Annotated in this window: 23 protein-coding genes and 1 tRNA gene; 7 read left to right on the forward strand and 17 right to left on the reverse strand. The window is 44.1% G+C overall.

What is annotated here, in order from left to right:
- Positions 1 to 197: 197 nt before the first annotated feature.
- From IE103_RS01975 to IE103_RS01995, 5 genes are all read right to left on the reverse strand, one after another.
- On the reverse strand, positions 198 to 1,460 hold the full coding sequence (locus IE103_RS01975) for a hypothetical protein (RefSeq protein WP_189344328.1): 1,263 nt from the start codon (positions 1,458 to 1,460) through the stop codon (positions 198 to 200).
- A gap of 24 nt (positions 1,461 to 1,484) precedes the next feature.
- Positions 1,485 to 2,255: a hypothetical protein gene (locus IE103_RS01980; RefSeq protein WP_189344329.1), complete on the reverse strand. Its 771-nt coding sequence runs from the start codon at positions 2,253 to 2,255 to the stop codon at positions 1,485 to 1,487.
- Positions 2,256 to 2,316: 61 nt separating this feature from the next.
- Positions 2,317 to 2,907, reverse strand: coding sequence for a hypothetical protein (locus tag IE103_RS01985; RefSeq protein ID WP_189344330.1), 591 nt, complete (start codon positions 2,905 to 2,907; stop codon positions 2,317 to 2,319).
- On the reverse strand, positions 2,904 to 3,182 hold the full coding sequence (locus IE103_RS01990) for a DnaJ domain-containing protein (RefSeq protein ID WP_189344331.1): 279 nt from the start codon (positions 3,180 to 3,182) through the stop codon (positions 2,904 to 2,906). The genes IE103_RS01985 and IE103_RS01990 overlap by 4 nt, the downstream gene beginning before the upstream one ends.
- A 229-nt stretch (positions 3,183 to 3,411) precedes the next feature.
- A complete protein-coding gene (locus IE103_RS01995) occupies positions 3,412 to 3,897 on the reverse strand; it encodes an FKBP-type peptidyl-prolyl cis-trans isomerase (protein ID WP_189344332.1) in 486 nt (161 codons plus the stop codon).
- 439 nt (positions 3,898 to 4,336) lie between these two features.
- Between IE103_RS01995 and IE103_RS02000 the strand changes: the two genes are divergently transcribed.
- On the forward strand, positions 4,337 to 5,581 hold the full coding sequence (locus IE103_RS02000; protein WP_189344333.1) for a nitronate monooxygenase: 1,245 nt from the start codon (positions 4,337 to 4,339) through the stop codon (positions 5,579 to 5,581).
- 152 nt (positions 5,582 to 5,733) lie between these two features.
- On the opposite strand, the gene serS is transcribed toward IE103_RS02000, so the two are convergent.
- Positions 5,734 to 7,029, reverse strand: coding sequence for a serine--tRNA ligase (gene serS / locus IE103_RS02005; protein ID WP_189344334.1), 1,296 nt, complete (start codon positions 7,027 to 7,029; stop codon positions 5,734 to 5,736).
- Between the two features lie 631 nt (positions 7,030 to 7,660).
- Here serS and rpoD point away from each other — a divergent pair.
- Positions 7,661 to 10,450: an RNA polymerase sigma factor RpoD gene (gene rpoD / locus IE103_RS02010; protein ID WP_373295218.1), complete on the forward strand. Its 2,790-nt coding sequence runs from the start codon at positions 7,661 to 7,663 to the stop codon at positions 10,448 to 10,450.
- A gap of 220 nt (positions 10,451 to 10,670) precedes the next feature.
- Here the strand turns inward: rpoD and IE103_RS02015 are convergent, their stop codons facing one another.
- Together IE103_RS02015 and pnuC are read right to left on the reverse strand one after the other, a co-directional pair.
- Complete coding sequence (locus IE103_RS02015) at positions 10,671 to 11,210, reverse strand: AAA family ATPase (RefSeq protein WP_189344335.1); 540 nt, start codon at positions 11,208 to 11,210, stop codon at positions 10,671 to 10,673.
- A 52-nt stretch (positions 11,211 to 11,262) separates the two neighbouring features.
- On the reverse strand, positions 11,263 to 11,853 hold the full coding sequence (pnuC, locus tag IE103_RS02020; RefSeq protein ID WP_189344336.1) for a nicotinamide riboside transporter PnuC: 591 nt from the start codon (positions 11,851 to 11,853) through the stop codon (positions 11,263 to 11,265).
- A 232-nt stretch (positions 11,854 to 12,085) separates the two neighbouring features.
- Here pnuC and IE103_RS02025 point away from each other — a divergent pair, with 232 nt between their 5' ends.
- Complete coding sequence (locus IE103_RS02025; protein ID WP_189344337.1) at positions 12,086 to 13,114, forward strand: OmpA family protein; 1,029 nt, start codon at positions 12,086 to 12,088, stop codon at positions 13,112 to 13,114.
- 189 nt (positions 13,115 to 13,303) lie between these two features.
- Here the strand turns inward: IE103_RS02025 and IE103_RS02030 are convergent, their stop codons facing one another.
- The 3 genes from IE103_RS02030 to IE103_RS02040 all read right to left on the reverse strand — a co-directional run bounded on the left by IE103_RS02030 (position 13,304) and on the right by IE103_RS02040 (position 15,247).
- The gene (locus IE103_RS02030) at positions 13,304 to 14,278 is read right to left on the reverse strand and encodes a ChaN family lipoprotein (RefSeq protein ID WP_189344338.1); all 975 of its coding nucleotides are present in this window, start codon (positions 14,276 to 14,278) and stop codon (positions 13,304 to 13,306) included.
- A 392-nt stretch (positions 14,279 to 14,670) separates the two neighbouring features.
- Positions 14,671 to 14,746: transfer RNA gene (locus tag IE103_RS02035), tRNA-His, on the reverse strand.
- Between the two features lie 291 nt (positions 14,747 to 15,037).
- A complete protein-coding gene (locus IE103_RS02040) occupies positions 15,038 to 15,247 on the reverse strand; it encodes a DUF3079 domain-containing protein (RefSeq protein WP_189344339.1) in 210 nt (69 codons plus the stop codon).
- 243 nt (positions 15,248 to 15,490) lie between these two features.
- On the opposite strand from IE103_RS02040, the gene IE103_RS02045 reads away from it, so the two are divergent.
- Positions 15,491 to 15,928: a MarR family winged helix-turn-helix transcriptional regulator gene (locus IE103_RS02045; protein ID WP_229827013.1), complete on the forward strand. Its 438-nt coding sequence runs from the start codon at positions 15,491 to 15,493 to the stop codon at positions 15,926 to 15,928.
- Between the two features lie 37 nt (positions 15,929 to 15,965).
- Complete coding sequence (locus IE103_RS02050) at positions 15,966 to 17,114, forward strand: HPP family protein (protein ID WP_229827014.1); 1,149 nt, start codon at positions 15,966 to 15,968, stop codon at positions 17,112 to 17,114.
- 127 nt (positions 17,115 to 17,241) lie between these two features.
- On the opposite strand, the gene dusA is transcribed toward IE103_RS02050, so the two are convergent.
- Complete coding sequence (gene dusA, locus IE103_RS02055; RefSeq protein ID WP_189344340.1) at positions 17,242 to 18,276, reverse strand: tRNA dihydrouridine(20/20a) synthase DusA; 1,035 nt, start codon at positions 18,274 to 18,276, stop codon at positions 17,242 to 17,244.
- Positions 18,277 to 18,368: 92 nt separating this feature from the next.
- On the opposite strand from dusA, the gene IE103_RS02060 reads away from it, so the two are divergent.
- Complete coding sequence (locus IE103_RS02060) at positions 18,369 to 19,379, forward strand: tyrosine-type recombinase/integrase (RefSeq protein ID WP_189344341.1); 1,011 nt, start codon at positions 18,369 to 18,371, stop codon at positions 19,377 to 19,379.
- Positions 19,380 to 19,395: 16 nt separating this feature from the next.
- Here the strand turns inward: IE103_RS02060 and IE103_RS02065 are convergent, their stop codons facing one another.
- Complete coding sequence (locus IE103_RS02065) at positions 19,396 to 19,710, reverse strand: hypothetical protein (protein ID WP_189344342.1); 315 nt, start codon at positions 19,708 to 19,710, stop codon at positions 19,396 to 19,398.
- A 176-nt stretch (positions 19,711 to 19,886) separates the two neighbouring features.
- Here IE103_RS02065 and IE103_RS02070 point away from each other — a divergent pair, with 176 nt between their 5' ends.
- Positions 19,887 to 20,216, forward strand: a complete 330-nt coding sequence (locus IE103_RS02070) for a hypothetical protein (RefSeq protein ID WP_189344343.1) — start codon at positions 19,887 to 19,889, stop codon at positions 20,214 to 20,216.
- Positions 20,217 to 20,219: 3 nt separating this feature from the next.
- On the opposite strand, the gene IE103_RS02075 is transcribed toward IE103_RS02070, so the two are convergent.
- Genes IE103_RS02075 through IE103_RS02090 form a run of 4 tightly spaced genes read right to left on the reverse strand, consistent with a single transcriptional unit; the run spans position 20,220 to position 22,140 of the window.
- Positions 20,220 to 20,708, reverse strand: a complete 489-nt coding sequence (locus IE103_RS02075) for a hypothetical protein (RefSeq protein ID WP_189344344.1) — start codon at positions 20,706 to 20,708, stop codon at positions 20,220 to 20,222.
- Positions 20,705 to 21,676 (reverse strand): lysozyme family protein, encoded by a 972-nt coding sequence (locus tag IE103_RS02080; RefSeq protein WP_189344345.1) that lies wholly within the window; start codon positions 21,674 to 21,676, stop codon positions 20,705 to 20,707. The genes IE103_RS02075 and IE103_RS02080 overlap by 4 nt, the downstream gene beginning before the upstream one ends.
- Positions 21,673 to 21,843 carry a hypothetical protein gene (locus IE103_RS02085; protein ID WP_189344346.1) on the reverse strand — a complete coding sequence of 57 codons (171 nt, stop codon included), beginning with the start codon at positions 21,841 to 21,843 and terminating at the stop codon, positions 21,673 to 21,675. The genes IE103_RS02080 and IE103_RS02085 overlap by 4 nt, the downstream gene beginning before the upstream one ends.
- Before the next feature lie 24 nt (positions 21,844 to 21,867).
- Entirely contained in the window at positions 21,868 to 22,140 is a 273-nt protein-coding gene (locus IE103_RS02090) for a pseudouridine synthase (RefSeq protein WP_189344347.1), read from the reverse strand.
- Positions 22,141 to 22,142 lie beyond the last annotated feature (2 nt).

Below are 22,142 nucleotides of genomic sequence, written 5' to 3' on the forward strand. Positions count from 1 at the left end.
TCAGCACCCGATTCAATATTTATTCAAGCTAAGTCTGCCGATTTATTTCATCAATTTACAGCTAGCAAAATCCAATACAAATCGATGTGGGTACAACAAGCTGTCACACACATTGATAGTTTGATTTTATCCAATTGAGCACATCGTTGATCTATCAAAAAACCCGCGCACTCAACACATGACGCGCGCTTAAATTGCTATGAAGCGGCTTTCTTCACTGGCTTAAGAATGTGACAGTTCTCTTGTAAAAATCGAAGAGCACCGCTGTAGTTCGTATCCCAGTCATCAACCAGATAGGTTTGCGCTTCGTCAGCAAACTCTTGCCAATCAGCGAGTAAACCTTCTTGTTTTTCGTGTGGAGCAGTTTGCTTGATCCATGTATTCGCTTTCTGAACATCCAAACCTTGTTCTCGCACCTTCTTCACAATCTGCTTCGCCGTTTTCTCAAGCAAACTTGTCTTCGCCGGCACATCTGTTGCAACGCAAAGCAATAAGGTAAGCAAAGAATCGATATCGGTTTTTCCCTTAGTCAGCTTCGACCATTCTTTAGAAACCAAGGCATCGTAATCCGATGTATCTTCCATCTCGTGAGCACAAATGAAATAGCGCTCTTTCAGTTCAAACACAAGGCGATCAAGCGAGTGCTTTAGATCCAATATCAATACCAAATCACGCTTGAGAATTTCATCTAATACTTGCAAACACAGTGGATGAAACTTGCTTGGAATATCCGCATCCAGAAGTACTGATTTCGCCAGCTCTACATCGAATAATGCGGATTTCTTCGTTTTCGTTTTACTTTTTGCTTGAGCGCGTATCGCCTCAATAATTTGAGCGAATTCAACTTGATTTTCAATCGGCGCCTCAGCATCACCAATTAAAACTTTCAAAATACCCGATCGAATAACGCCACTGGCTTCTGCATCGTCTTCTTGCAATTCAGCTTGGGTTAAATCCATTGAGCGCGCGAACCACAATGCGGCTTCAATTTCCAATGCATTTTGCTGACGGTGGGCGAGTAAGTTTCTATATTCGCTAGGCTTATCTTTTAAAGACCACACTTCTAAAAACTCTTCTACTGGCGATTTCTGCTCTCGCCCTAACAGTGCATACTCAGGCATTGCATGTAACGCTTTAAGCAAACCAGAACCTCCGCGCGACAAACTCAAGAAGGTATTATCGCGAATTAATTTGGCAGCAATGTCCAAATCACCTTTTGAGGTTTCAAGCAAATAAAGACTAGCAAGATTGACGATGCGCTTACGTGCGGTCTCAAGCTCGGGACGCAAATATTTACTACCAAAGGTATCAGCGATCTGCACCAAGCCTTTGGGCGCATCTGCTTCAATCGCCTCAATTTTTGCGCGGCTAATAATGGCAAATCGCAAACCATGACGCAGCGCCGTCTCAAAAAATGGACGGTCGTCGTATATTGCAATAGCTTGTTGAGTTTCAGACATAATCAAATTGGCTTATTTCCTAGCTTACAAAGCAGACTCTTCGTCGTCATCATCACCATCGTCATTATTCTTTTTAGGTGCATCAACTTCCTCGTCATCGCCTTCTTCTGCGACCGGAGATTCAGCGAATTCGTCATTTTGCAAATTACGTAAATACACTTGATAACGTGCACGCAATTTCATCAAAACTTCACGGAAAATCTCGGGTAATTCATAGCGCAGCAGATAGGTGACTTCCATCCAATCATGATCTTCAACACTCGCTCTATCCACGGCAGAAGCACGTGTTTCAGTATCGCGCGTCAAACTCAACAAATCATCATCAATCGCTTGGGTTTTACTTTCATCGCCATATTCATACAAATCAAATGTGGCATAGCGATAGAAATGTTCCACCATCTGCGTACGATCTTGCAGATAATCGGCTAAGGCATCGTAGCCACCTTCCACCTCTGCAATTTCGTATAAAAATTCGGCAGCATCTGCACCATCACGAAAGATGACCGAATTAATCATGCCGCGCAATTGTTCATGAGTCAGATCAGCATAGCGTTTCTCTAGCACCACTGCTTGCGCAAACTGTTCAGGTGTCACCAAAAGATTCACCAATGATTCTTTTGACGCATCGTATTCACGAATAATCGCTAGTAAATCTTTCGCAGGAAATTCATCCAAAGCAGCAACCAATGCTTGATCACCTTCGGTTTCTGCCAAGTTTGCCAACGCATGTTCAGCGCCTGCAATATCGCCTAACTGGATCAAATTTTGCGCTTCAATTAAAGCTGGGACACTCATTTTTATTCCTTTTTTTCACTCAATGTTTGATGAAGACAAGATATCAATAGCACAGCTACGCTTAATCTTTGCGATCGAAACCCTGCTCTGCTAACCAATCCATACCAGCTTCTTCCAGATCAACATCGTCACCGTCATCACCATCATCACGACCATGACGACCATAGTGACCATCGAGATCACCTTGCTCATGCAAGTCGGCTTCTTCTTGTGATTCTTCATCGCTAGCATCGTCTTCATTACTTGTTGCCATCGCTCGCGTATGGTGGCTACGACTTAAATATTCCAGGCAAGCAGCCGTCACCAAGAAAGTATCGCCACCCTCTTCCGCCAACACCATTTGCGCCATCTTTTCGGCCCAAGGCTCTAGCTTGACCGCAGCAGCCAAACTCTTCCAGGTTGGCAGCTTACTGACTTCTTTCGATGCAAGCGCTTCAAAACTTAAGGGATTCATAAACAGAAATGCCTCATGAAAAGCAGGCGCTAACATTTCTGGATTGCTCGTCATCATTGGCAACAAGAAGCGTAATTGCTCACGCTTCTCTTTTAATCGATGGCGCATCACATCTTTGCCTTCAGAATCAGAACGTAAATCATCTAACTCTGCTTTGTATGCCAACATTAATTCTTGAAAATAGCGTGAAAATTTCACTGCATCACTCCTGACAAATAATTCTTCCAAATTTCGGTCGCTGTTTCTAACGGCGACTCTAATAAATTACGCCGACGATTTTCATCATAAGATGCGCGCGCAGATTCATCAGAAAGCACGTCATACGCTTCTTTAACCGCATGAAACTTTACCGGAGCCAATTCCGAGCTATTACGGTCGGGGTGAAACTCCGCGGCTTTAACTCGGTAAGCTTTTTTGATATCGGCTAAGCTCGCGTTAGTGGCGACACCGAGAATAAAATAATAGTCTTTCATGTCTAATTGCCTCACGATGAAAGTCATTGAATTAATATGTGGTGCGCTTGTTTGAAAAAACAATCCAACACCTAGATTTAGCTAAGGCGAGACAACACGCCAAAGCATAATCTCAATCATTTACCAGTTCACATACTCGCTCGACCCGTAGCTGGCATCGATTAGCCGCAATATTTTCAAATCAGATGATTGAAAGCCAATCAAAGCGAGCGCAATCTAGCCAAGCTAATTAATCATCATGATGATGACCGTGCTCACCATGCACATGACCGTGGGCAATTTCTTCTTCCGTTGCAGGACGAACCGCTAAAATTTCTGCTTCGAAACGCAACTTCATTCCTGCTAATGGGTGATTACCATCAACTGTGACCAAACCAGCATCAATCGCCGTGACACGAAATTGCGCAGCCTCGCCCGTTTCTGGATCACGCGTCTCAAACATCATGCCAACCTCTAAATCAGGTGGGAATAAACCAACATCTTCTTCATGAATTAAACTTGGGTCAATTTGTCCAAACGCATCATCTGACTCCATAGAAACAGAAATAGTCTTACCTACAGTTTGCCCTTCAAGAGCAGCTTCAACCGCAGGCAAAATATTGTCGTAACCACCGTGCAAATACACGATAGGATCATGATTTTTATCGATCAAATTGCCTTGCTCGTCGAACATGGTGTAGTTCAAGCTGACTACAGAATCTTGAGAAATTTGCATATAAATAAGAGTTGAATTAAGTAAAGGGACACAATTTAACTGTCACCAAAACGTGCATTGTAACAGAGCGCAGCAACGTACTAAGCTGCAATAATCACGCAATGAAACTGATCTGCGTTAAAGAAAAGCATAGAAAACCCTAATAATCATCGGTTTTTCAAAGACGACAAGCCCAAAAAAGAGCACCTAGGGTAGAATTGCGCCTGTAGAAATTTGTCGTGTGGCTTTGGCAATAAATATCAGCAGAATTAGAAATCGAACTCTACTTAAGAATACCGATCAAAATTCAGCCGATTAAGCTAGATTGAAACGTGCGTAAATTTTTATTTATCTACGTCGATACAAACAAAAACACACGCAAAGAGAGAATGCGCAAATGAACGATAACAACTAACTGCGCTGCGACATAATTTCAATATCAAGTTGTCCAAGGAAAATAATGAAACGTGTAGATGATTTTCGCCTGCGCCTAGGCAAACATGAACTTGTCCCGATTATGATTGGTGGCATGGGCGTGGATATTTCAACAGCAGAATTAGCATTAGTAGCGGCACGTTTAAATGGCATTGGCCATATTTCTGACGCCTTGGTTCACGACGTTTCTGATCGTCGCTTTGATACCAGTTTCATTAAGGACAAAACGAAACTGTATAAATACAACATCAACAATTCTGATAAAACGGATATCAAATTTGATTTAGATCTGTTAGCAGAAGCAACTAGATTACACGTTGGTCGCACGATGGAAGCCAAGCAAGGCGACGGCATGATTTTCGTCAACTGCATGGAAAAATTAACGATGAACGGTCCGCGCGACACTTTGCGCGTGCGTTTAGCATCTGCATTAGATGCAGGGATTGATGGCATCACCTTGAGTGCAGGTTTGCATTTGGGCTCTTTCGGCTTAATCGAAGATCACCCTCGGTTCCGCGACGCCAAACTGGGGATCATCGTCTCTTCCGTGCGAGCACTCCAATTGTTCTTGCGTAAAAATGCAAAACTGAATCGTTTGCCAGATTATGTGATTGTCGAAGGTCCTTTAGCGGGTGGTCACTTAGGCTTTGGTTTGGATTGGGCTAAATATGATTTGCACACCATCGTTGCCGAAGTTTTACAGTATTTAAAAGATGAAAACCTCGCGATTCCTGTAATTGCTGCAGGTGGCATCTTTACTGGAAGTGATGCCGTGTCCTTCCTCGAAGCTGGTGCGGGTGGCGTACAAGTAGCGACCCGCTTCACTGTGACTAAAGAGTGCGGATTGCCAGACGATGTCAAGCAAGAATACTTCAAGGCGCAAGAAGAGCAAATCATCGTTAACACAATTTCACCGACTGGTTATCCAATGCGCATGTTGAGCAACACGCCTGCCATTGGCTCCAACATTCGTCCAGGTTGCGAAGCCTATGGTTATCTGTTGGATGGCAATGGCAGTTGCTCCTACATCGATGCTTACAATCGTGAAGTAGAAGCAAATCCAGACAACAAAGATTTCAAAGTGATGGATAAGACTTGTTTATGCACACACATGCGTAACTTCAAGTGCTGGACCTGCGGACAAACAACTTATCGCTTGAAAGACACAACACGCCAGCTGCCAGATGGCAGCTACGAATTACTGTCGGCAGAACACGTATTCCGTGATTATCAATTCAGCGTGAATAACGAAATCGCATTACCGAGCTAAGTTTGGATAAGGTTTTTTTATTTGGCTCTATCTAGCCAAATAATCAGACAGCAAATGTATAAATAGCTACCCAACAAAAAACCCATCGTTCAGATGGGTTTTTTATTTTCTACATTGGATACTTCTCGTTTTGCCTGCAGTTGTGCATACGGTTATGCCTTCGGCAATAAGCGCTCAACGCCGCCCATGTATGGACGCAAGGCCTCTGGCACGATAACACTGCCATCTTCTTGCTGATAATTCTCCAATACCGCAACCAAAGTTCGTCCCACTGCCAACGCAGATCCATTTAAAGTATGCACAAACTCTGTTTTGCCTAGCGCATTGCGGAAACGTGCTTGCATACGACGCGCTTGGAATGCGCCCATATTCGAAATAGATGAAATCTCACGATAGGTATTCTGTGCAGGCAACCAAACTTCTAAATCATAAGTTTTGGTCGCACCAAATCCCATGTCGCCGGTACACAAACTCATCACACGATATGGCAAGCCCAGTTTCTTCAGAATCATTTCCGCATGCCCCACCATTTCTTCTAAGGCTTCAAAAGATTTTTCAGGGTGAGCAACTTGTACCAATTCCACTTTATCAAACTGATGTTGGCGAATCATGCCACGTGTATCGCGACCATAGCTTCCTGCTTCTGATCGGAAGCACGGTGTGTGGGCTGTCATTTTGATCGGCAAACTTTCTAAAGGCAAAATCTCATCGCGAACAGTATTGGTTAACGTCACTTCTGCCGTCGGGATCAAGTACAGCGATTCGCCTTCACCATCTTGACCACCTTTTTTCACGGCGAATAAATCTTCTTCGAATTTCGGCAATTGACCCGTACCGCGCATAGAATCCGCATTCACCATGTAAGGGGTGTAATGCTCGGTATAAGCGTTCTCCAAAGTTTGCGTATCGAGCATGAATTGCGCTAAGGCGCGATGCAAGCGTGCAATGCCACCTTTCAATACCGCAAAACGAGAGCCGGTTAATTTGACCGCTACATCAAACTCCAGCCCCAAAGTTGCGCCGACATCGACATGGTCTTTTACCGCAAAAGAAAAGCTAGGCGGCGTTCCAACACTACGTACCACCACATTTCCTGTTTCATCAACACCAACTGGCACAGATTCGTCTGGCAAGTTTGGGATCGTCAGCATAAAGTTGCTTAATGCGGTTTGCACTTCCGCCAAGCGAATCTCCGAGGACTTCAACTCATCTGCAATTGCCGCCACTTCTGCCATTACCGCTGAAGCATCTTCGCCTTTACCTTTTAACATACCGACTTGCTTGGATAAGGAATTACGTTTGCCTTGCAATTCTTCGGTACGCATTTGAATTTGCTTGCGCTCATTTTCCCAAGTATTAAAAGTCTGCACATCTAATACAAATTTACGCGTCGCTAAACGCGCAGCGACAGCGTCGATGTCTTTACGAAGTAGTTGGATATCAATCATGATCTAAAAATGAAAGTGGTAAATTGTGAGTCGAAAAATCAGTCGGCTTATCCGCACATTAAAAATCCTTTGATTTTTAGCGCAAGAAAAAGTCAAACATTAAGCTTAATCTCACTGCTAAGCAAAATCATTTTAAATTCTTGGGCTGCAAATCAGACCCACCGCAATAAAGCAGCTATTGTAACAAGGCTCATGCTTTTCCTCTATGATTTCATGCAGAATCACCAAGGCCATCAGCTAATTTACAAGTAAGACACTTTACATTGCACGTATTGCGAACACGATACTGCATCCAACATCATGGAAAACTTGATTATTATTTTTCCATTGCATTGCGTGAAACTAAGTAAATTTAGGTAAAACTCCTAGAACAAATGTACGGTAATACTTGTCAAGAACAGGTAAGCCGTGGATAATCCCGACCTCGCATAAAAATACGCAAAAAAAATCAATTTAATTCTCTCGCCCGCAATTGCGGGTTTTTTATTTAATTGATTCAGTGTGTTTGATGAGCTTAAGGATTTAGTTCTACTGCTCGATTCGAACGCTGTATTTGCTAAGTTTCCTACTTTTGCTTTTGTTGTTGCCATCCAAACTTGATTGGCATTTGTTGTCGCACTTGATTTGTTACATGAAAAACAGCTTAACACCATCCGAATCGCACATTAGCACTACGACTGTCGCTCCAGCTTCTAAGACACTCAAATTAGGCAAACCGCTCTCCATCACAAAAACAAAGACGCCAGTAGTTCAAGCGGAGACGCGCACATTTGCCTTGCCAGTCTTGACCGAATCGCCAGCGCTTGAATCCGGCGAGATCATCAAAACACAAGTTCAATCAGTTACTGTCGTAACGAAACGACGCTCACGCTTAGCTGTGGTCAATGCGGCGGAAACATCTTCATCCGACTCTTCCGCTTCCAGCACGAATGAGGTAAGCGATCTTGCGAACGAATCGACAGTGCATGAAAATGTGGCATCCGAGAATGCTACTGACAGCGCAAGCCATGTCGCAAACGATGACGTCACTGCGACAACGACCACTGAAGTAGCAAACGAGATGAATGATGAGTACAGCAATTTGCTATCGAGTGCTGCCAACTTAAGTACAGGCCCAGCACCAGTAATCAAAGTAAAGAAAAAGAAAATCATTGCGAAGCTGACTGACACAGATGCCGAAGCTCAAGTATCAGCAACGCCAGCTCACAGCTCTATCGCCAAAGAAGCGGACGTAATCGCTGCACCAACTATGGCTGCACCAACTATGGCTGCACCAACTTTCGCAACACAGTCTCTGGCATCAACGCAAATCGAAAAGCCAGCAAGCAAAGCACGTATCGCCAAAGCACCAATTATTAGCGATGCACCGTCAACAGCTGCGGCAGAAATTGACACTTCGGCATACGCATTTCCTACGGTAAAAGAAGCAGCGCGTCGTGGACGCAAACCTTCTTCGCCGCAAGTATATAACGAAGAAATCCATGCGTTTAACGCATTGGAATCGGCTGAATTAAAACGCGCTGCGCGAGTAAAATCAGGAAAAGCAACGGCCAGCAGTGCAAGCAAAGAGCAACTGGAAGAATACCGCCAACGCTTAACCAAGTTAATTCAACTTGGTAAAGATCGTAGCTATCTAACCCATGCTGAAATCAATGATCATCTACCAGAAAACGTCGATGATCCTGAGATGATACAAAGCATTATCAGCACCTTAAATGATGTTGGTATTGCGGTGTACGATCAAGCACCAGACGCAACCATGTTACTGCTGTCTGACAATGTCGCCAGCTCAGTTAGCGATGACGATGCCGAGGCAACTGCAGCGGTTGCCTTATCGACCGTAGATTCAGATTTTGGTCGCACCACAGATCCTGTGCGCATGTACATGCGTGAAATGGGTAGTGCAGAATTACTGACTCGCAGCGGTGAAATCGAGATTGCAAAGCGCATCGAATCCGGCTTAAAAGACATGCTGCAAGCTATTTCTGCATGCCCTTCCGTGATCCAAGAAGTTTTGGTTACCGCAGAAAAAGTCAAATCTGATGATGTGATTATTGACGACATTATCGATGGCTTTCATGTGCCAGACAGCTTAGATATTCCTGCTCCAGTCATCTTAGCGAATACAGACGACGATGAAGAGGAAGAGGACGATGACGAAGGCAGCGCGGCAGAAACAAGCAATACCCTAAGCGCAGAACAGTTAGCGCAAATGAAGGCGACTGCCCTAGAAAAATTTGCTGCAATCAAGACCAGCTTTGACGATATGTTTGCGCAGATTGAAATGAATGCTTATCAATCACCTGCCTATCAACACGCGCAAGAAAACGTTGCGAAAGAAATGGAAAGCATCCGTTTCAGCGTGAAGACGACTGAAAAATGGTGCGACATTTTGCGCAAGCAAATGACCGAACTGCGTCAAACCGAAAAACGCATGCTTGAATTGTTGGTGGATCGCTGCGGTATGCCACGTGCCTACTTCATCACCCACTTCATCAAAAATGCGACGAATCGAGATTGGTTAGAACAAGAGATGGAGTCACGCGAAGCGTATGGCGCCGTCCTGAAGCGGCATATTCATGCAGCGAGAGAACTGCAAGGACGCTTAATCGTTTTGGAAGAGTCAGCGAAAATACCACTCAGTGATTTACGCGCGATTCATAAGAAAATGATTTCTGCAGAAAAGCGCACTCGTGACGCCAAAGCAGCGATGACCGAGGCCAACTTGCGCTTGGTTATTTCTATCGCCAAAAAATACATCAACCGCGGCATGCAATTTTTGGATCTAATTCAAGAAGGCAATATCGGTCTACTCAAAGCAGTTGATAAGTTTGAGTATCGTCGTGGCTATAAATTTTCAACCTACGCAACTTGGTGGATACGTCAAGCGATCTCGCGCGCGATTGCAGATCAAGCGAGAACCATTCGCGTACCGGTTCATATGATTGAAACCATTAACAAGTTGAATCGTATTAAACGCCAATGCTTGCAACAAAACGGTACAGAGCCAGATCCTGCATTGATTGCAGAGAAAATGGATTTGCCAGAGATCAAAGTACGTGAAATCTTGAAAATCGCCAAAGAACCAGTGTCACTAGACGTACCAATCGGCGACGATGGTGATTCACAATTGGGCGACTTTATTGAAGACAATATCACGCTGTCACCAATGCAAGCAGCGATGCAGGCCTCGGTACAAGGCAAGCTGAAGGAAATCCTCGATGCCTTGAGCCCACGTGAAGCAAAAGTCTTGCGTATGCGCTTTGGTTTAGAAATGGCGAGTGATCATACTTTAGAAGAAGTTGGTAATCAGTTTGACGTTACGCGTGAACGGATTCGTCAAATCGAAGCGAAAGCGATGAAAAAACTGCGCCACCCTTCTCGCTTAGAACAATTGAAGAGCTTGCTAGAAAACAGCTAATTGAATTAGCTGTATTAACGGTATTAGCTTAGTCAGTCATTCGACTTGCATCACTAAGGCTAGTTTCTTTGCTGATTTTGTTGCCAGGCTCTTTATAAACAAAACGCCCCGCCACAAAAAATGTGCGGGCGTTTTTTATTCAAATCGAACTTAACCTCAATATACTTTGATTTAATTTTTTAGTTTTTAAAACTTACTATTTTTAATTTAAATTGAAAGACTAACTCAAAAAATCTAAGGTGAACTTCACTTGCTCCAAGCGTTGTTGCAAGCTACCTTCGACCAACACAAATGGGATACCACGTGCATCTAAGGTATCGACTAAATTATCGTGTATTCGCTGACGTACTTCAGGTGATTCACGCTGTAGTCCATCAGCAATCCAAGGAAAATCTGGCGCTGTGACCAAGGTCAATGCGTAATCGTGTGCTTGTTCCAAACCCAGCAATTCTGCATCGACCTGTTTAAAATAAAAACGACTATACAAGGCAGTCATCAAAGGTGTCGTGTCACAAAACAACCAACGATGCGCTTTATCTAGCAAATGCTGTTCCTGCTGCAATTGAACTTGCGCAATATGTAATTGATCAGACTCTTGCGGGACACGCCCATTTTTCTCAACAAATTCGCGTAAATATTCAGGTACCCAAACGGTTTGATAATGGTGTGCAAGTGCTTCTGCCAATTGCGATTTACCAGAAGATTCGGCGCCAAGAATGGCGATTTTTTGCACTGATAGTGCGCTCGTTTTTTCGGTCATATCGTGCTTTTCATTTGCCTACAACTTGTTTTTTCAGTTAGCTGATTTGTTCCTACTTGCATACCGCACGCCAAGCACGCGCACCAGCGATCGCAAGAATCACAAAAATCGCATAAAGCAAAGCAGTAAGCATCAATCCTTTATACAAATACAGCCCGACATACAGTACATCGACCACAATCCAAACATACCAATTTTCAAGTTTTTTTCTTGAGAGTAGTAATTGCCCGAGCAAGCTACCCGCAGTCAAGAAACCATCTGCAATTGGAACGTCTGTGTCAGTCGCTAGTTTCAATAACAAATATAAGGCGACGAAAATTACAATCCAGGCAAACATCGCCAACACGCGTTGTGAAGTCTGCAATCGTGTAACTGCTAAGCTCTCTTGGTTTTCACCATGTCGCAACCATTGATACCAACCCCACACCGAAACCAAAATAAATACGACTTGCAAACCGCTATCGCCATATAACTTCGCATCAAAAAACACCAAGCCATACAAAGCAGAAGACAAAATTGAGAACAACCAAGCCCAATGTATTTGCTTAATATTCAGCACAACCGTAATGATTGCCAATACAAACGAACAGAGTTCTAGCGGTGTGGTGATCCAACCCCAGACGAGTGGCAGACTTTGATTCATGAATGACTTTGTGAAATGGGCGTATGATGAGAATGGGTGCCGCAGGATACCAAATTTTTGCAGAGAAAACACTTGATTAATCTAAAGTCATTATCGAAGCTTTAACAATGTTTGACGATCCGCCAACTTAAAATCCTATACAATTCGCAACTTCAAATTTTTGTATTGCGTAGGCTGCTTATACAAGCATGCACACACAAAGATAAACTTAACTAATCGTAAAGGAAGACAGATGAAAAAAATCGCTTTAGCTATCACTTTAATCGGCAGTGCTTGCGCTATCCCAGCAGTAGCACAAACTGTAGAAGCCAATCCATCTTGGTATGTAGCACCAAGTCTGAACTACACCAATACAGACAATGGTTTTGGTTTGACTAAAGATGGTCAAGGTTTAGGACTGCGTTTCGGCAAAATGATCAACCCAAGCTGGGATCTGCAGTTAGGTGGTATTGCGGCACGCACCAAACAAGCTGGCACCAAATACACGCAAAACTTGTTAAGCGTTGATGCACTGTATTTGCAGTCTCGTGAAGCAGTTCGCCCATTCTTGTTGTTTAGTGTTGGTGGACAGCATGACAAATTGTCGAATGCATTGAAAACCAAATCCAAGAGTTCCCCATTCCTCGGCGCTGGTATTGGCTTACAAGCTGCACTCACAGAACAATTAACATTCCAAGCAGATGTTCGTCGCAACATGGCTTACGTAAGCGGCAATGAGTACAATTTTAATCGTGCTTACACTACCTATGCGTCTGTAGGTTTGAACTATTTCTTTGATAAGGTAGCAAAACCAGCACCTGTGGCTGCACCAGTACCTGCTCCGGCGCCAGTGGCAGAACCTGCTCCAGCACCAGTTGCACCACCGCCACCAGCACCAAAATTTGAAAAATACACTTTATCATCAACCGAATTATTCGCTTTTGACAGTGCCGTATTAGCTCCAACACAAGCAAAATTGGATGAAATCGCAACTGCTTTAAAAGCATCTCCATCTGTGTCAAACGTGGTGATCAGCGGCTTTACTGATCGCTTAGGTTCAGATAAATACAATCAAAAATTGTCTGAAAAACGCGCTACCGCAGTGCGTGACTATTTGGTGAATGCAGGTGTTTCTGCAAATCGCTTGAATGCAGTTGGTAAGGGTGAAGCAAATCCAGTAGTGACCTGCAATAACAAAAAACGTGCTGATTTGATCAAATGCTTAGAACCAAATCGCCGCGTTGAAATCGAACAAATGACATTTGAACGTCGCGTAAATTAAGCACGGGATTAGCGAATTTGATTCGCTAGTTCTTGCAAGCTTGGTCGACATTGATCAAGTACAAAGCAAAAAAATGGCGCTCAATTCAATTTATTGAGCGCCATTTTTTATTTTTCGAAGAGTTGCACTAGATAAGTAGTGAAGATGCAGTTCTGAAAATTTTATGCAGAGCATATTTTTCTAAGTGTCTTACTGAGCAGCTTTGCCTTTCACTCCTGCACAATAATCTTTACTTTCTGTTGCTGCAGTAAACCAATAGAGATCGGCCTTACCTGCCTTCTTGATATAAGTATCAAGATCGATAGAATCTGCTTGCACTTCAATCAATTGAATAACGAGTACATCTGCTTGCGGATTTTTTTTACGTAGATGCCAAGGCGCTCCAGTTTCCGCACGCACATGTTCTCCACCTGCGATTAGCATCGCAGCGTCCGTTTGCAACATCGCAGTCGCCATGCTGGCATCTTTTGCCAGTTGAATATACAACATAGGCGTCAAAGTTTCGCGGCTTTGCATGCCACAATGCGAAGAAAAAATTTGATCGAGTAAATAGTTCTTCAAGAAGTCTGGTGGATTGAGCGCAGTAGAAAATCGATCCACACCCACAAAATTTTTCTCACCATTTTTGTACACAGCACTGATGAACGCCCTATCGATATTACCGAAAGCCAGTGCCGATCGTTTTGATGCTTCATGAAAAGTGGAACCATAAATCCGCCAATCCCAGCTACCCTTCTCTGGCCAATTCAAGATTTGCTTCATTTGATCTAGACTAGTCGCCGCTTGCAGCTGGCGAATCGCAGCTTCATGGCTATTATCCAGCATTTCAAATACCACTCGCCCCTGATTGCTCCTACTCGCATCCGCAAATCGCTCTTGAATAAAACGTCGCTCTAACTCATGGTGCGCAGGATTATCATGTTTTTCACCAATAAAAACATAACGATGCTTACGCAGCAAACCAAATGCCAATTGTTCATCGAGGAACTGTGCTTGGGAATTCATCACCTTACCGATCAAATTCAAGCCACTGTGTTGCACTTCTTGCGCAGGCTCTGAGTTTGGTTGATTAGTCGTGTCGGCAAACATTTGCGCATAAACAAGCGTTGACGTCGTCAAACACATAAAAAGACCACTGAACAAAATAATTTTTAGTTTGCGCATAATCAAGCGTTCCGAAGAGGAAAAAATTGACTATATATCGAGCATAGCCTAACCGCAAGCAAAGACGAGGTAGAATTACCTGAGGTGGTAGGAGTTTTGATACTGTCGAAATAGAAATTTGAGGTGGTGAACTACCCGGAGAATCCGGGTAGTACCAACCTAGCTACCGTCACACATATCGGTTGTGTGTACAGCAGTTACGCTATCTTACTAAAGATTTATGACCAATATATGACTTTGGAATGCGAGGAAGAGTACCAATACGAGTGAGCATTCATCATCAAACAATACAATGTAGCATTGACAAATATGCGCATTTAAATGCTATTCCGAAAAAACAAAAAGGGTCACAAGCATAAACTTGTAACCCTTTGTTTTTACTACATATTCTGTGGGGTGGACGATGGGGCTCGAACCCACGACAACAGGAATCACAATCCTGGACTCTACCAACTGAGCTACGACCACCACTGAATCATTTAATAGCATCGCTATCAAGTGAGCCTCGCATTATACGAGAAATTACCAATTCAGGCAAATACTTTCCGTTTTATAGGGCTAGTAACATTCCTAACAAAGGACAAAAAAAGCCCGCTCAAATTCAGCGGGCTAACATCCTATCGAGATTAGGATTACAACAAACTCAACAAACATGGTGACTATAATGATTCTGCGCTAAGTCGAATCCATTTATTACAAATTCTTACGACTTTCATGAATACGATACATAAGGCGTTTTCTCGACACCATACGCCTTCGCTAGGAATCAATTTCATGCTTGGGCACTAACTTGATAACTTGTTCAGGACGACTAGGCTCCCAATCTGACCAATTCTCACCAAACAATTCGACAGGATGCGCTGTGCGATCCGAGCCATTTCCACATGCCATCGAGTTCGCTGGGCAATACAGATCGCATCCCCAACAAATTCGCTCTGGATTCTTGGGATGAATTGGAAATTTTTTCATTTGATTTACTTAACTTGTTTATTTGAAACAAGGTGCATCGATGTGCCCTACTCCAAAATTGATATCGACAGCACACAAAATATCAGGCTAGCGCCAAAACTAACTTGAATCAGATTCCAACATCTTAGTTTTTTATATCACAGCATGATATAAAATAGCATTCCAGCCCCTTCAAATATTGTTTTAGCACAAGAAAAATCACGACTAACCGATCACAAACAAAATCATCATAAAAATTCATTCATGGAAAAGCAAAGCGCGAAGATGCAGAAAAAACTGAACAAATACGACTTCGAGCAACTAGCCGACTTTCGTTACCAGCTAAGAATTTTTTTGAGATTTAGTGAAGAGATAACACAGCAGCATGGAATTACGGTGCTGCAGTATTTATTGTTATTACAAATAAAAGGCTATCCAGGACGAGACTGGGCCAGCATTAGCGAACTCGCTGAGCGACTTCAGTCTCATCATCACGGCGTGGTAACACTGGTGAATCGATGTGAAAAAGCAGGCTTACTTACACGTCGAGTCAGCCAAATCGACAAACGCCGAGTTGAAATCCAACTCACAAAAAAGGGAGATCAGTTAGTCAATCAGATTGCAGAACTTCATCAAGATCAAGTTGGCCACTTGAAGCAGGTGCTCGGACGCGTGTTTGAAGCGGATAGCGCGCGAGACTAATATGAATTTTTCTATGCTATTTATGCGCATCAGGCACATGTTCACATCTATTGTTCCCGCTTCAATTCAAATTAATTTGATCGAGCGAATACGTGCAAGTTGTGGCGCTTTATTAGGAATATTAATAACAGGATTGATCAGCCATCAAACTTTAGGAGATGGCAGTGAACTGCCTTTTTTGATTACGCCGATGGGTGCATCTGCGGTACTTCTTTTTGCGCTTCCATCTAGCCCACTCGCTCAACCTTGGTCTATTCTGCTAGGTAACACCATTTCAGCCGCGGTCGGCGTTGGCTGCGCCAGCGTATTAGGAAATACTCCATTTGCAGCGGCCATCGCGGTTGCATTAGCGACGGCAGCGATGTTTGCGAGTAACAGTCTGCATCCTCCTGGTGGAGCCATCGCTTTATCTGCCGTCTTAGGCGGACCTAGTATTCAAGCACAAGGCTTTCTTTATATCATTTCGCCTGTGGCTTTGAACTCGGTGGTGTTACTCATCATGGCCTTGATTTTCAACAACCTAACAAAACATCGCTATCCTCATCTTCATACCGAAGCGAAAAATCTTCACAAGACAAACGATCTAGCACCGGGTGAGCGCTTAGGATTTAAATCAGAAGACTTAGATTTCGCTATCAACCAATTTAATGAAGTGCTAGATATCAATCGCGATAATCTAGAAAAGTTATTTCGGCAGGCTGAAATGCACAGTTATCAACGTCGCTTTCAAGCTATGACCTGCGCTGACATTATGTCTCGCGATATCGTGAGAATCACGTATGAGACACCATTGGAAGAAGCATGGCAACTTTTACGCAAGCATAAAATTAAAGCACTGCCGGTGGTCGATGATACCCAAAAGGTGATTGGGATTCTGACGCTGATCGATTTTATGAAGCACGCGAATCTCGATGTGTATCAAGATTATGAAATCAAGCTAAGGCAATTAATTCAAAGCACAACAGAACTAAGTTCGGGTCGCCCACAAGTTGTTGGGCAGATTATGACTACTTCTGTATTAACTGCCGGTATCGATACCCACATTGCGTTTTTGGTACCTATGCTGTCAGATGCTGGCATGCATCACATTCCAATTATCGACGAACAAGCAAAACTAGTCGGCATCGTCACGCAATCTGACTTAATTGCCGGACTATTCCGAGCGCGCTTGAATGATGCTAGCTAACTAAGCAAATACAGAATTAAATCAATTATGAAATATCAGCACTGCCGAGTGTGGGTGAATTTACAGGCATTGCACCTGTAAATTTTTCACCAATATTGGAAGTAGAACGACCAAATTGCTAAGTAAATTAGACCAACAAATCCGGATTAGCGTCCTTCACTTTAAGCAAAGCTTCCATCAACAATTGCGGATTTCCATCGGCAAGTTTTTTGGAATCGGACAAGGTTTGGCGAAACGCGCGCGCACCGATCAAACCAAATGTCAGACCTAACATGTGTCGCGTAATACTATTTAACTTCAGACCTTTTCCGCCATCACCATGTTTGCTTAGCTGTTCAGAGATATATGGGATCATGGCTAACACAACTTGTTCACGTGAACGCGATGAAGCTTGATCGCCGTAATATCGTTGATCAAAACTATTCATGACATAAGGGTTATGGTAAGCCTCACGCCCCAACATCACGCCATCGACATGCAATAGATGTGTATCAATCTCTTCTACCGTTTTGATACCGCCATTGATAATGATTTCCAGAGTAGGAAAATCTTTCTTTAATTGGTAAGCGTAGTCATATTTCAACGGTGGCACTTCACGATTTTCTTTTGGTGATAGGCCTTTAAGAATCGCGTTTCGTGCATGCACGATAAACGTTTTACAGCCGGCATCGGCCACTTGCCCAACAAAATCACGAACAAAATCATACGAGTCAACTTGATCAATGCCAATTCGGTGCTTCACGGTGACATCGATATCAACCACGTCACGCATAGCTTTGACACAATCAGCAACCAACTGCGGCTCGGCCATCAAACAAGCACCAAATGCACCTTTTTGTACGCGCTCAGATGGACAGCCACAATTTAAATTAATTTCATCGTAGCCCCACTCCTGTCCACGCTTCGCAGCACTTGCCAAATCCGCTGGTTCGCTACCACCTAGCTGTAAAGCGACGGGATGCTCTTCCTCGTTGAAATCTAAATGACGTCCTAGATCACCATATAAAATTGCGCCAGTCGTTACCATCTCGGTATACAACCAAGTATGACGAGAAATATAGCGATGAAACAGACGACAATGGCGATCAGACCAATCCATCATGGGAGCTACGGAAATTGTTCTGCGTGGTATTGAGGGGCTTTTGTCTATGGTGATGCTCATTTATTTAACGCTGAATCTTATTTAAACTTAATCAAACTTATGCTATTTTAGCGACGCGCTACGGATTTATTACGGATTTTTCAAAGGCTAAAATGGCATCGATACGATTAAGAAATGGGTCATGGGTTGCAGACATTCGCCGCAAAGGGCATAAGTCTATCAGTAAATCGTTTCCGACCAAAGGAAAGGCGCAAGTGTGGGCGCGGGAGGTCGAGGCGCAAATGGATGCGCTTGAATTTAAAGACGCGCGCGGGCTCACTGGAATTACTGTCAAAGAACTAATAAATCGATACAAAAAAGAAATTGGCGAGATCGCACCATTTCGCCGCTCTAAAACACTATCACTCGACACCTGGATAAAGACGCATGGCGAATTAACCGTTGCTGAACTGACTGCTGATTGCTTGATCGACTGGGTCACGCAACGCGCAAAAACAGTGAGCGGGTCCACAATTGCTGTTGAGCTTGCGTACCTAGGCGTAGTGCTGCGCACCGCAAAAGAGCTTTGGCGCTTACCAGTAGATAACACAATTACCACAACCGCTCGCGGCAGTCTAAAGTATCTTGGGATATCTGCGAAAAGCAAACACCGAGAGCGCAGACCAACACAAAAAGAGATCGACGATATCTGTCTCTATTTCACGACCAAGCGCCGACAAAAAGTGCCCATGGAAGATCTCATCCTATTTGCGATCGCCACCGCCATGCGTCTCGGAGAAATCCTACGTCTACAATGGGACGACATCAATCCTACCGACAAAACCATTATCATTAGAAACCGAAAACACCCCACTGAAAAAGAAGGAAACGATCAAGAAGTGCCACTGTTGGGAGCTGCTTATGACATAGCGATGCGCCAGCCAAAGACCAATGATCGAATCTTCCCCATTACCGAAGGGACCGTGAGCAGCCTTTTCCCCCGCGCATGCAACGCACTTGACATCAAAGACTTGCGCTTTCACGATCTACGACACGAGGGAGTTAGCCGTTTCTTTGAGCAAAAATACTCAATTGAGCAAGTTGCCTTACTATCTGGCCACCGCGATTGGAAAATGCTAGCACGCTATACACAAGTTAAAGCCAAGGATTTGCACCGTTCGTAATAGCGGAGCAAATAAACTACCTCCCCTCCTGCCCTTTTGGTGCATCGCCTGTAATAATTAACCAAGACTGAGCATATTCAGCAACGCCCTCGGGCGTCGTCACTTGTTCAAATCCGGTCAGAACAAATCGGCTACCGTCAATCCAAAGTATCTGCGCATCGAGAAGATAAGCCGTGCAATTGCCAAGCTTGAACTCAGCTCTACGCGACATTCGATGCAGCTGGCTTGATGTTGTTTCGCGCAGACTCAGGATGCCAATGTTTGCTGGATGGTAGCGATCAAATAAGCGCCCTTTCGGCCTCGCAATACCCCGCTCGCGCATTTCTAGCATGTAGCATTTCATGATCTCATAATACTGTATATGCATTCAGTAAAACGGAGATTATAAAGGATTTTTTTGGAATAATCTGTTTCAATAAAATAATTAAAAATTTATTTCACTTTGTATGCCAATCAAGAAAATGGTGTTTAAAATTATCACGCATTTAACTTTAAAGGAGTGCAAAGATGTCACAAATTCTTGATCCGCGCCTTGGGCCACTAACAAAAGATGATCTTCAATTCAATTATCCACCAGGTGCTGCAACCGGTGATAACCCTAATCTTCGTGGCACACCAGACAATGTTTTGCTCAATCGCCATGAATGGTATGAAATGCTCTACTTTTGCAATAAGTTTGCCATTGATTGCTGTAAAGAACGTGACTTGGCAAGCATGGTGTCATTTGCCAAACGAACTGAACGCATAGTCCAACGACAAGCGCCCGACTATTTACGAAGCCAAACACACATTATTGATTGGCTAAAAAGGAATTGGGATTTTTTCCAACATATATAGAAACTAATCAGCAAAACACCCAGCCAACCGGACTTCCTGTTTAAACGACTCGAAGTCCTTAATCACTTGGTCTCGGTCGTGAGCGAATCTGAGAAGACCTTCCTCAACAGCTCTTGGGAGTCTAACGGTCTTTTCTTCTTCATTTCCGCTGGTTCGGGCTGTTTCTTCTGTTCTAGCGGGACATAGACCACTTCGGGCGATGCGCAGCCCTGCAACGCGACCAGCGCGAACATCAGCGACATACTTATTAAACTTTGCATCAAATTCGATTTTTGTTTTTGCATGATTTTCTCTTTCGGTTTTTAGATCGGATGCGATCTGCTTAAATTCGCGCTCTTTTTCTTCGACCGCTGCGCTTGATACCGCCTTGGCCTTGCTTCGTTCCTCCATGCGGCCTTGCTGTCTGTAATGCTCTGGCAAGGTCGTTGCCCAATAAGCTGCACCGGCTAATGCGACTGCGATCACGAATTTAAATTCTGTTGGAATGCTCATGTTTTCACCTGGACGAAGCGCACGTATTTTTGGTACCGAACGTCGAACACATTAAAGACGTGTTCGCGATTGATTTCGCAAGCGGACTGGCCATAACCTTTCCACCGCACCTTTGACTTTAAGCAGACGTGTTCGACATTGCCAACCCACTTTTGCGGATCGCAGCCCGGGCGTTGACCGCATGCGCGGCGCTCTGATTGCATGCCAGCATAGCCACCGTTGTATGCTGCATCACACATACGCAAGACCTCACTTGGCTCTTTGACCAAGCGCGACAAGCGCATATAGCAATCGCGGTTGATCACGACGATGGCGCGCAGCTGCAAATCTGGCCGTTGGTAGACGTTAGACCATGACCACTCACTTAGCCCAGCATCGAGCAGCTTGGTTGCTGCTAGTGCGTCGAATCGGATCGATCCGTCTTTATTGTATGCGCGAGTGATTTGCCCGAAGCCTGCGCCCTCTTCTCGATCCGTTTTTAGGCGTGACACTGGTGACCAGCACTTGCTATGTTTAAGATCAATACAGCTCTCTTGCTCTACTAGGCTGCACAGCGCAGCTGGCATTGGGTGACCTTGCCAGAGTTGCGATCGCTGATCTTGCAGCATCGGGCAGTATCGCTCAGCGGCTGCAGGGACGTAGGTTCGCACGTCTTGCGCATGGGCGCGAGTTGAAAAGATCAGCGCAGCCACGCAGATAAATATCGTGACAGCCAGCACGATAATCGCTGATGCGATGTTGCCGTTTTTGGCTTCTTTAACGTGGTCCGATAACTTGATGTAATCGAAGACAAATTTTCGTAAGAAATGGGCGGCCGTAAATGCGATACCGACTGTAATAAAGTTCATGAGCATATCGCGCGTTGAGCCCCCTCGATCTGGATCTGTCCAAAACAGTAGCGCGATCACTACCACCGGAATACCCCAAACGCCCCAAGTGCGTTTGCGTGTAAAGAAATTTTTAATCATTTTTTCCACCCACTGTTGATTAATACAAAATAGAGAAAAGCAGCAAGACCGACAGAAAACAGACTCGCAAAAGCCCACTTGCCGAACGTGGCAAACTGTTTATCTAACCACTCGGTAATTGCTTCTTTGATGAGCTCTTTGCGTTCGTTTTTATCTAAGTCTGGCATTGCTATCCCTTTCTAAAATGAGGTTTATTGACGCATTTCTGGCGGCATCTGGTACCGCGTTTTTTCTTTTTCATATGCACGTCGACAATGTTCTAAATCGTTGTTTTGAAAGTAAAACAAAACGTCGACAACAAAACCAAACACCTTGTATGGATAGCGATGCTGCAAACGACCGCAACGACTGGAGAAAGTCTCATCTGCCCACGTGTTCCAAGAGAAAGGGAACAGCCACACGTTCAGCAATTGGTCAAACGAGATAAACATTTGAGTTAGTCCGTGCAAGAGTAGTTTGCGCATTT

The organism is Affinundibacterium macrobrachii, from assembly GCF_014652415.1.
Taxonomy (GTDB): domain Bacteria; phylum Pseudomonadota; class Gammaproteobacteria; order Burkholderiales; family Burkholderiaceae_D; genus Undibacterium; species Undibacterium macrobrachii.

Coding starts and splice junctions, on each gene's coding strand:
- IE103_RS02015 (WP_189344335.1), bottom strand. CDS start 11,210: ATGACCGAAAAAACGAGCGCACTATCAGTGCAAAAAATCGCCATTCTT.
- serS (WP_189344334.1), bottom strand. CDS start 7,029: ATGATTGATATCCAACTACTTCGTAAAGACATCGACGCTGTCGCTGCG.
- IE103_RS02070 (WP_189344343.1), top strand. CDS start 19,887: ATGTCACAAATTCTTGATCCGCGCCTTGGGCCACTAACAAAAGATGAT.
- IE103_RS01980 (WP_189344329.1), bottom strand. CDS start 2,255: ATGAGTGTCCCAGCTTTAATTGAAGCGCAAAATTTGATCCAGTTAGGC.
- IE103_RS02045 (WP_229827013.1), top strand. CDS start 15,491: ATGGAAAAGCAAAGCGCGAAGATGCAGAAAAAACTGAACAAATACGAC.
- IE103_RS01995 (WP_189344332.1), bottom strand. CDS start 3,897: ATGCAAATTTCTCAAGATTCTGTAGTCAGCTTGAACTACACCATGTTC.
- IE103_RS02085 (WP_189344346.1), bottom strand. CDS start 21,843: ATGCCAGACTTAGATAAAAACGAACGCAAAGAGCTCATCAAAGAAGCA.
- IE103_RS02040 (WP_189344339.1), bottom strand. CDS start 15,247: ATGAAAAAATTTCCAATTCATCCCAAGAATCCAGAGCGAATTTGTTGG.
- IE103_RS02080 (WP_189344345.1), bottom strand. CDS start 21,676: ATGATTAAAAATTTCTTTACACGCAAACGCACTTGGGGCGTTTGGGGT.
- IE103_RS02060 (WP_189344341.1), top strand. CDS start 18,369: ATGGCATCGATACGATTAAGAAATGGGTCATGGGTTGCAGACATTCGC.
- IE103_RS02000 (WP_189344333.1), top strand. CDS start 4,337: ATGAAACGTGTAGATGATTTTCGCCTGCGCCTAGGCAAACATGAACTT.
- IE103_RS01975 (WP_189344328.1), bottom strand. CDS start 1,460: ATGTCTGAAACTCAACAAGCTATTGCAATATACGACGACCGTCCATTT.
- IE103_RS02025 (WP_189344337.1), top strand. CDS start 12,086: ATGAAAAAAATCGCTTTAGCTATCACTTTAATCGGCAGTGCTTGCGCT.
- IE103_RS02050 (WP_229827014.1), top strand. CDS start 15,966: ATGTTCACATCTATTGTTCCCGCTTCAATTCAAATTAATTTGATCGAG.
- dusA (WP_189344340.1), bottom strand. CDS start 18,276: ATGAGCATCACCATAGACAAAAGCCCCTCAATACCACGCAGAACAATT.
- rpoD (WP_373295218.1), top strand. CDS start 7,661: ATGAAAAACAGCTTAACACCATCCGAATCGCACATTAGCACTACGACT.
- IE103_RS02090 (WP_189344347.1), bottom strand. CDS start 22,140: ATGCGCAAACTACTCTTGCACGGACTAACTCAAATGTTTATCTCGTTT.
- IE103_RS02075 (WP_189344344.1), bottom strand. CDS start 20,708: ATGAGCATTCCAACAGAATTTAAATTCGTGATCGCAGTCGCATTAGCC.
- pnuC (WP_189344336.1), bottom strand. CDS start 11,853: ATGAATCAAAGTCTGCCACTCGTCTGGGGTTGGATCACCACACCGCTA.
- IE103_RS02065 (WP_189344342.1), bottom strand. CDS start 19,710: ATGCTAGAAATGCGCGAGCGGGGTATTGCGAGGCCGAAAGGGCGCTTA.
- IE103_RS02030 (WP_189344338.1), bottom strand. CDS start 14,278: ATGCGCAAACTAAAAATTATTTTGTTCAGTGGTCTTTTTATGTGTTTG.
- IE103_RS01990 (WP_189344331.1), bottom strand. CDS start 3,182: ATGAAAGACTATTATTTTATTCTCGGTGTCGCCACTAACGCGAGCTTA.